9 protein-coding genes are annotated in these 7,553 nt (G+C 39.8%); 5 read left to right on the top strand and 4 right to left on the bottom strand.

The window, feature by feature from the left end; genetic code table 11:
- Nucleotides 1-66: 66 nt before the first annotated feature.
- Both AC2JBO_RS40935 and AC2JBO_RS40930 read right to left on the bottom strand, forming a co-directional pair.
- Complete coding sequence (locus tag AC2JBO_RS40935) at nt 67-402, bottom strand: excinuclease ATPase subunit (RefSeq protein WP_496959359.1); 336 nt, start codon at nt 400-402, stop codon at nt 67-69.
- A gap of 160 nt (nt 403-562) precedes the next feature.
- Nucleotides 563-2,044: a CIA30 family protein gene (locus tag AC2JBO_RS40930; RefSeq protein ID WP_496959358.1), complete on the bottom strand. Its 1,482-nt coding sequence runs from the start codon at nt 2,042-2,044 to the stop codon at nt 563-565.
- Between the two features lie 43 nt (nt 2,045-2,087).
- On the opposite strand from AC2JBO_RS40930, the gene AC2JBO_RS40925 reads away from it, so the two are divergent.
- Nucleotides 2,088-2,384 carry a hypothetical protein gene (locus AC2JBO_RS40925; protein ID WP_073617634.1) on the top strand — a complete coding sequence of 99 codons (297 nt, stop codon included), beginning with the start codon at nt 2,088-2,090 and terminating at the stop codon, nt 2,382-2,384.
- A 379-nt stretch (nt 2,385-2,763) separates the two neighbouring features.
- Here AC2JBO_RS40925 and AC2JBO_RS40920 read toward each other — a convergent pair whose 3' ends face one another.
- Nucleotides 2,764-3,576 carry an alpha/beta hydrolase gene (locus AC2JBO_RS40920; RefSeq protein ID WP_496959357.1) on the bottom strand — a complete coding sequence of 271 codons (813 nt, stop codon included), beginning with the start codon at nt 3,574-3,576 and terminating at the stop codon, nt 2,764-2,766.
- A gap of 260 nt (nt 3,577-3,836) precedes the next feature.
- Here AC2JBO_RS40920 and AC2JBO_RS40915 point away from each other — a divergent pair, with 260 nt between their 5' ends.
- Nucleotides 3,837-4,004, top strand: coding sequence for a hypothetical protein (locus AC2JBO_RS40915; RefSeq protein ID WP_496959356.1), 168 nt, complete (start codon nt 3,837-3,839; stop codon nt 4,002-4,004).
- Nucleotides 4,005-4,133: 129 nt separating this feature from the next.
- Here AC2JBO_RS40915 and AC2JBO_RS40910 read toward each other — a convergent pair whose 3' ends face one another.
- Nucleotides 4,134-4,469: a hypothetical protein gene (locus AC2JBO_RS40910; protein WP_496959355.1), complete on the bottom strand. Its 336-nt coding sequence runs from the start codon at nt 4,467-4,469 to the stop codon at nt 4,134-4,136.
- A 745-nt stretch (nt 4,470-5,214) separates the two neighbouring features.
- Here AC2JBO_RS40910 and AC2JBO_RS40905 point away from each other — a divergent pair.
- From AC2JBO_RS40905 to AC2JBO_RS40895, 3 genes are all read left to right on the top strand, one after another.
- Nucleotides 5,215-5,703, top strand: coding sequence for a type II toxin-antitoxin system antitoxin SocA domain-containing protein (locus tag AC2JBO_RS40905; RefSeq protein ID WP_496959354.1), 489 nt, complete (start codon nt 5,215-5,217; stop codon nt 5,701-5,703).
- A 9-nt stretch (nt 5,704-5,712) separates the two neighbouring features.
- The gene (locus AC2JBO_RS40900) at nt 5,713-6,327 is read left to right on the top strand and encodes a type II toxin-antitoxin system PemK/MazF family toxin (protein ID WP_496959353.1); all 615 of its coding nucleotides are present in this window, start codon (nt 5,713-5,715) and stop codon (nt 6,325-6,327) included.
- A 473-nt stretch (nt 6,328-6,800) separates the two neighbouring features.
- Nucleotides 6,801-7,409, top strand: a complete 609-nt coding sequence (locus AC2JBO_RS40895; RefSeq protein ID WP_496959352.1) for a hypothetical protein — start codon at nt 6,801-6,803, stop codon at nt 7,407-7,409.
- Nucleotides 7,410-7,553 lie beyond the last annotated feature (144 nt).

Genomic DNA, 7,553 nt, shown 5'->3' with positions numbered 1-7,553 from the left:
CCGCGTCTCCCCGTCTCCGCGTCCCCGTGTCAGCCTCTATTAGGGTTTTCTTAGTGGCATTCGGGTTCAATCCTCATCAAGTGCAGGAAAATACTCCTCAAACTTCCACAACTCGTCTTTATTATCAACAAACCAAACGCGCGCTTCAGGACTTAGCTTACTCCAAACAATTTCCGGCGCCACATGTGGTAAGGCATATCGGTATTCATAACCAAGTACTCGCAAATTTTCTAGTACATCATTTGGCACACCGAGTCCTTCCCAGTCAACCTCTATATCAATACCAGACATGCAGCTAGCCGGATTATAAATTAATTGTGCTGTGCGTACTAAATCAGCAAAATGTACTGGTTTAATGCCAAGAAGCTGAAGTTCAAGTAATTCCTTATCCATTTGAGACATGGTGTAAAGTAAAATAAGTAAATGTTCTCAATTGGATTTACGAACAGAGATGATGGCAACGGATTATGAACGGATGTAACGGATGGTTGATTTTATTTAATTAATCCTTGTCCATATCTAGTTCCACAACTAAGAACTCATCCGTTACATCCGTTGCCAGTTAGCCCTTTTGTACTGAAGCAAATAACTTACGCCAATCTATAAAATCAGCTTTATCCTCGGTTGCTTTGACCTCGAATGTTACATTACAAGCTTCATTACATTGAAGTGCTTGTACACAAACCTCGGCAACATCGTCACGGCTAATTTTTCCTCTAATATTATCACCTTGTTCAAATACTAATTGTTTCCCACCTACTTCTTCTGTCAATGCACAAGGACGGATAATTGTATAATTAACACCGCTATCTCTGACACTATCTTCGCCTTTTAATTTCCAAGTAAGAATACCTCCTAATTGGTCATTTAATCTTACTGCTGGTGGTTCTTCTTCTAAATTTATACCTTGTCTTCCCGGACGTGTGACTCCTGCGGAACTAACTAATACAAACCCTGGTAAAGGAATTCCACCATAAGCTTTTATTGTTTCGACTTGTAAAGAAAAACTACCTGGTGAAAAATAAGGATTCAAATCACCGTCGTATTCAAATTTACTTAGCATTAATTGAAACGAACGAATTTGAGCAATGTTAACAGGAGGACGGTCTCTTACTACTTTGGCACGAAATACAGGGGTTAATTCAGCAAAGGGTACACGAATATCTATCCAGGCACCATCTACTGTATCAAAAGAGTAGGCATAACCAACACCATCCCAAGCTGAGTCACTACGCAAAAATAGTTTATATCGTTTACCGTCTCCTTTGACTCGCAGTTCCACACCTTCGTAACCCCATAAATTTATAGCAGGGTCAAAGTTCTTAGTACGTACAGAAGCGAAACCACCGGAGTTGTCTGTAGATACATTACCTGTAAATAAAGCTGTTTCGCCTGTAAATATTATATTACTTTGACTAACTCCACCCATGACCACATCATCTAAGGCACCCCAAACATTTTTTAAATTCTCGGAGGGCTGAGTAAAATCAAATATAGTTTTTACATCTGCCTTTGGTAAGTATTTTGCTGCTGCCTCAACTAAATTTTTCACACCTTGGTATTCTACATTTTCAGGAGTATCGCCAACTATTTCAGGCATGTAAAATTTGATGCCTTGATTATACTTGGCACGGTCAGCAGTATCTCCTTCTTTTGGTTGCACACGTACAGCAGTACAGCAAATAACACCTTGAATATTTGCCATTACTAACGGTGTCAAAGTATCAGGGTTAGTAATATCTCCTACAACCATCTCAACTTCGTTACCGAGAATCAACCGTGCTTTTTCAATATCACGCACTAAACACCGCATACGATAACCAAGTTGATTCAATCGTCGCACAACTCGCTTACCAACACCACCCGTGGCGCCTGCTACTAATATTACACCCACCTGTTTAGCTCCATATATTGGCTGACTTTGGTTATCTTGGCGACCTTGAAACAAATTCTGTACCCAGTTGAGTAAAGGGAAAACTTCAAAATAGCTAAGAGTCTGAATAAACCTGCTTAAATCCCAGGAGTAACGATTTTTGTCGCTCATAATCTTAAAAGCTAGAATAACTAAAGCCTATTAATCTAATTTTATGCGCGCTCGTATCGAAGAGGATTTATTATTTTTGCATCACGAAGATTTACCCGAATACAAAAAAGGTGGTTCGGTAGTCCGTAACAGTTATTTCTGGGCACTAAAATCTATAGCGGGTAAAGCTTCACGCTATGGGGACTGGGAATATGAGCAAGAAGTTTGGTTCGCACTCGGACGAATGTTAATGTCGTTCACCGAGTCAGGGTATCTGGGACATCGCGAAACTATATTAGAATTTCCTGTCTCACAGGGAGAAATTCCCGACCCGTTCCGTTTGGTTGCGACATGGGAGTAGAAGTTCCTACCCTGTCTCAAATATTTATCAAAGCATACTAATTTATTCTTGTTTTTTATAACTTATCAAGAAAAAATATTGAACAGCAAAGCAGAAGCAGAAGCGCTTGCAGACTATTTTCATGTGGATGTAAGCTTATTTGCCACGAATTGTTTACCAAGAGATTCGCTACTATGCTAACTGTCCTATACATTTGGAATAAATATTAGAGAGTATGAATTTATTCACATACCATATTTAGAATAAATTTAGAAGCTTGTGAGAACTTTGAGATGTTAGAGAAGTTATGGCAAATATACAATAAAGAAGCAATCCGCAACGCATCGAAACTTATTAGTAGTGATAAAGGCAGTAGCAAATAATAGAAGTCGTCGTGCCGTCAGTCGGTGCGTAGCACTCGGATGATCTCTTCGGCCACGAAGTCGGGATGGGACAGAAACGGGTGGTGACCAGCGGCAAGGTCGATTGAGCGGGTAGCCCGACTGGCGTGGAAGCGTTGCAGGGCAAGGGATGTGCTGCGGTCTTCCGTGCAGACGAGGTACGTCGAAGGCCTGCTCCGCCACGCCGCTTGGGTCGTAGGTGTCCCGAAGGCGCCTACCGATTGCGCGGTGAGACGGTCTAACGCCTCGGCTCGGGTCTTATCGTCTGTCAAGTCCTGCCAAAAGCGGTCGCCGAACTCAGAGGTGGTGTAACCGGCGATGCGGACTGTGCCGTCGTTGCCCACCGCAACAGAGACCGGGTTCTGCTCGCCGCCGCTCATGATGTCGGCCTGCGACTGCCCCACGTCCGGCAGGTACGAGGTGATGTACACCAAGTGGCGAGTGGCAGGGTGGTCGGCGCCCTCCGCGATGACCGTGCCGCCGTATGAGTGCCCGACGACGACGGCCGAGTCCACGTCATCGAGTGCGGCACGCAGTGCCTGAGCGTCTTCGAGCAGTGAGGCGGTGCCGGGTATGGCGCCCTCGCCGCAGGACGGCAGCTCGACCGCCCAACTCACCGTGCCGATTCGCTCATGGATTCTTGAGGCGACCCACTGCCACCACCATGCGCCGTCCCGGACGAGTGCGCCGTGTACGAACAGAATCTTCACCATCAGAGTCTTCTCTCCTTGCTCCCGCACGGATATGCCGAACAGTGTTGTCAGTTTCCATTCAATTAATTGTAGCAACCTGCAATAATAATCGCTCTTCACCTGCAGTTATTTTCAATAAATCTAAGAGTAAATAGTAACTAGTGGTTCATGCAGTTAAGTCCGAAGCGTTGGTTCTAGCATAAACCTATTTAAAAAAATAGTTTGAAATTTTCCGAAATCGTTAACTCTGTCGTTGTAGTAGGTATTATACAAATGATTATACTGAGCTTCTTATATTAACCGCGCGGACATACCGCAAATAAACCCGGTCTTTTCAAAGGCTGGGTTTTTGGTTGTTCAATATTAAAAACCTGTAACGAATGACTAAGGATATACCAATAAATCAAGCTTCATCTATAGCTATCGTTTATATATCCGAGCTATTTCAGGCACCAGCTACAACATTATTTTTCTTACTTCTACGAGATGCAATGCACGATAGTGATACGCCAATGATTCCTAAAATAAGGCTAGGCTCTGGAACTTGAACAACATTAGCAGCAATTAGTACTTGGCCTCCGTAATAACAAGATGTATTGATGGCGCCTCCAGACATCAGTAAATCACTTATTCCTTTGCTAAAAGTTAATTGGTTAGAATTAATGTATAACTTATTGTCAAGTACTCCTGAAAATATAGAAGGAAAAAAAGGTAAATTGTCGAGTATTGGAATCGTAATCAAAAGTAAGGTTACTAGCGCGTGACGAAAGATTATCTGAGGGAGGCAAAATATTGAAACCTGCTTCAAAATCTGGTGATAGTGTAACTGTGTTTTCTGAACCTGCCAAATTTAGTCCAGCCGATTTAAATATTTGTAATGTAAAAGGGTAAAAATATATACTTACTGTATCAGACTGGACTTCGTATCTTGAGGCAGCATACGAGGCGCCTTGTCCTACTAAGGCGGTAGTCGCAATTGCTGTAGCAATAATACCTAATTTGATTTGACGCATAGTTCAATAGCACAATTAACTTTTTAACAAAGTTTAGAATAAACAAGATTGAAAATGTGTAATACAATACACATGATAATTTATAATACATAAATACTATCAGATGTATCGCCAAAGATGGTCTAGAACATATAAATGCGCCTGAACAAAAAATAAGCTGGTTGAAAAGAACACGCTTTAAATATCTACCATGAAAAATTACTTCCAATTGCCTTATATTAAAGGTGCCGACTTGTTATTATTTAAGGCAGTTCAGGACGAACATCAAAACGCGCTTCGAGTTGCGCCTTCATGAGAGTGCTGGGTCTCGGTCATGCCCAGCCGCTTCATCGCACGCTGGTAGCCTGGACGCTCGCTAATCCGAGCAGCCATGCTTTGATGTTCGGAAGGTGGGGAATTCCGCGAAAAAGAGTTAAATTTTTGGAAGTCCCTTGGTGTAATGTAAGTAGGTCGGTACGAAAAAACATAGGTATGTTTAGTTTTGTAAAGCAGCTTGAAATCAAGCTAAATTAAGCTTTTTATCTAAATTTACATTTTGTTACATAGTTTGGTTTTTTCTCGTCGTTCTACTTAATAAGCTTTGCCATAGCTTATTACTGTACCACTATGAAGTTTCGTTAAATTTTACAGTGAGTGTATTGATTTCGTTCTCTTGTTTTAGTACATTTCAACTATATATCGTTTATAATAGCTATATGTGGGCAATAACTTATGTCCTGAAAACCTAACACCTTAAAAGATAGCGATGTTAGATACACTTATAGAATACTTCGTTTACGCAACAAAAGGGCACATTACAAAAACGCAGTTGATCAAGTTTTTGTATTTGGCAGACCTGTATTCAGTAAAATGGACTGGAAAGCAGCTTACACAACTTGATTGGTGTTACTATCACTACGGCCCCTGGCATGAGGATATTGACGTTGCTCTCCATCGAATGAATGGAAAGGAAATTATTATTAATTCAGAACCCCAAGGGAATTTTACACTCATTGAGCTAGGTACAGAAGCAAGTGATATTAATGACTTACACTTACCTCTAAGTTTAAAGCTAATGTTGGACAATATTAGAAGAGAATGGGCAGGTTCTGGTCAAGATAAACTTAACCAGTTGTTGGAGTACGTATATAATACGGCGCCAATGCTTGAAGTTAAAGATACCTATAAACCAGAAGAGAAAGTTAAACTAAACCTGTACTCAGAAAGAGAAAAATTAATCAACGAGTTAAATTAGGATAAATAAGTGGCTGGAAAAAGACCTCGGCAAGGGTGGATATATTTTATTAATCCGTATAAACTATCTCTTCGTTGTAAACTTGGTCACACTCATATTTATGATTTAAATGAACCGGGTGAGATTGAATGTAAAACTTCTTCTTGTAAACAAGTAATAAACTCTAGCAGGGTGTTCCGGGGGGAACATCCTTATGTTATTTGGACGTGCGACGAGTTTCAAGATACTTTTAGTTATATAGAAACTTTTACTGCTATTCCTCTTACTTCAATTTCGCGAGAAAAAGATAAAGGTCTACCAACTGCTTATCCTATCAACTCAACAAGCAGAAACGGACTATCAAAAAACTCTTTTGCCTTAGTTCATCAGATTTGTACTGTTGACGCAAACTGTTTTAAAGACTCAAAGGGAGATTGGCTAGAGAGGATAGGGCAACTAGATAAATCAGATAAGGAATCAATAGAAGAACGTTTAAAATACTTTTTGAACATTCAACAAAATCCAAGTGATGATTGGTTTGCAAATAATGCTTCCCCAGAGCTTTTAAAAAAAGTATTTAATTACCTAAACGAAGATATAAAACAAGTAGTGTTGGAAGAACTAATTGAGAATATAGATTTCTAGATAAAGTTATAACTTGTGTAAAAGGAAATAATAATACATTATTGAAAGATTACGTAACTCACATCTTGCACCAACGTATTAATATTTAGTAGTTTATATTTTTAATAAACACATATTTTTATCAACAACACGAAAAATCAGCCTTTTTAGCCTGCGTAGGCAGAGAGAAGTTGGCGGTGTCGGCTTCCGTCCCGCCAAACTTCGGGGCTTTGTTCGTATAGTCTCACCCACGCGCGGGTGTAGGTGCAAGATATCAGGTAAGGTCGGCAATACCCACCATACAAGCGCCAATTTTAAACTTAAAGAACTCTATTCTCTGTGTCCTCTGTGCCTAATAAGGTAAACAAATACACTATCAACAGATATTGTTTCCGGAATATTTAACACTAGAGTTGTATCAGCAATGTAGAGACGGATACCAAAGCGTCTCTAATAATATATTCCCCACAATATACTAACAACGGTTACAGAATATGTCTAACAGCCAAAATCTAATCAACTTTATAGTATCAAAAGCAATCTTTATTCTCAGCTTAGTATACTTTGTCTCGATTCCATTTGGATGGACAAAGACAAAATTTGAAACTAATGATTTAGTCCTATTATTTATTGTCTTATTGTTTAACTCAGAATTATTAGAAAAATTAGTCAAACTTGTGATTACAAAAGACGGTATCACACTTGATTTGAACCAAATTAAAGAAACACAAGACAGTCAACAACTCAACATCCAAGCTAATCAATCCAACATCGAAGCTATTACAAGTATAATACAGCGTATTACAAGCCTAGAGCAACAAATCGCTCAAAATAAAAATGAGAAAGACCTTATTGTAAACAGTCTATTGAGCGAATACGAGTTCAATCACCTCGAACAATTATCAACTAATCTGCCCTTCCCTTACACAAAACAGCGCGCGTTTGAACAGGAGTTACGTCACCTGCGCGCGTTTGGCTTTATCGAAAACTTACCCGGTAAAACAATTTCTGGAATGGCGCCAACGGGTGACTTAAGAGACTATGTGAGAATAACCCAAAAAGGCATAGATTTCTTAAGTAATAAACCAAATTTAGAGGTGTAAAAAATAACTTAAATGCTCGCGTCTATTCTCAGCACAAACTTTTCACACAAATTGGGTGCAATTTCACAACTTTCTGCTATACCTGGTATTTGAAGTCTAACTGAAAAATACACTCCACATTTCTGATGGTAAATAGCATAAGTT

This window comes from Calothrix sp. CBUCES-K 9914, assembly GCF_059640475.1.
This window is presented reverse-complemented; position numbering and strand designations above follow the sequence as displayed.

Bases quoted from the DNA above. Each gene is read 5' to 3' on its own strand.
- AC2JBO_RS40935 (WP_496959359.1), bottom strand. From the start codon at position 402: ATGTCTCAAATGGATAAGGAATTACTTGAACTTCAGCTTCTTGGCATT.
- AC2JBO_RS40930 (WP_496959358.1), bottom strand. From the start codon at position 2,044: ATGAGCGACAAAAATCGTTACTCCTGGGATTTAAGCAGGTTTATTCAG.
- AC2JBO_RS40925 (WP_073617634.1), top strand. From the start codon at position 2,088: ATGCGCGCTCGTATCGAAGAGGATTTATTATTTTTGCATCACGAAGAT.
- AC2JBO_RS40915 (WP_496959356.1), top strand. From the start codon at position 3,837: ATGACTAAGGATATACCAATAAATCAAGCTTCATCTATAGCTATCGTT.
- AC2JBO_RS40910 (WP_496959355.1), bottom strand. From the start codon at position 4,469: ATGCGTCAAATCAAATTAGGTATTATTGCTACAGCAATTGCGACTACC.
- AC2JBO_RS40905 (WP_496959354.1), top strand. From the start codon at position 5,215: ATGTTAGATACACTTATAGAATACTTCGTTTACGCAACAAAAGGGCAC.
- AC2JBO_RS40895 (WP_496959352.1), top strand. From the start codon at position 6,801: ATGTCTAACAGCCAAAATCTAATCAACTTTATAGTATCAAAAGCAATC.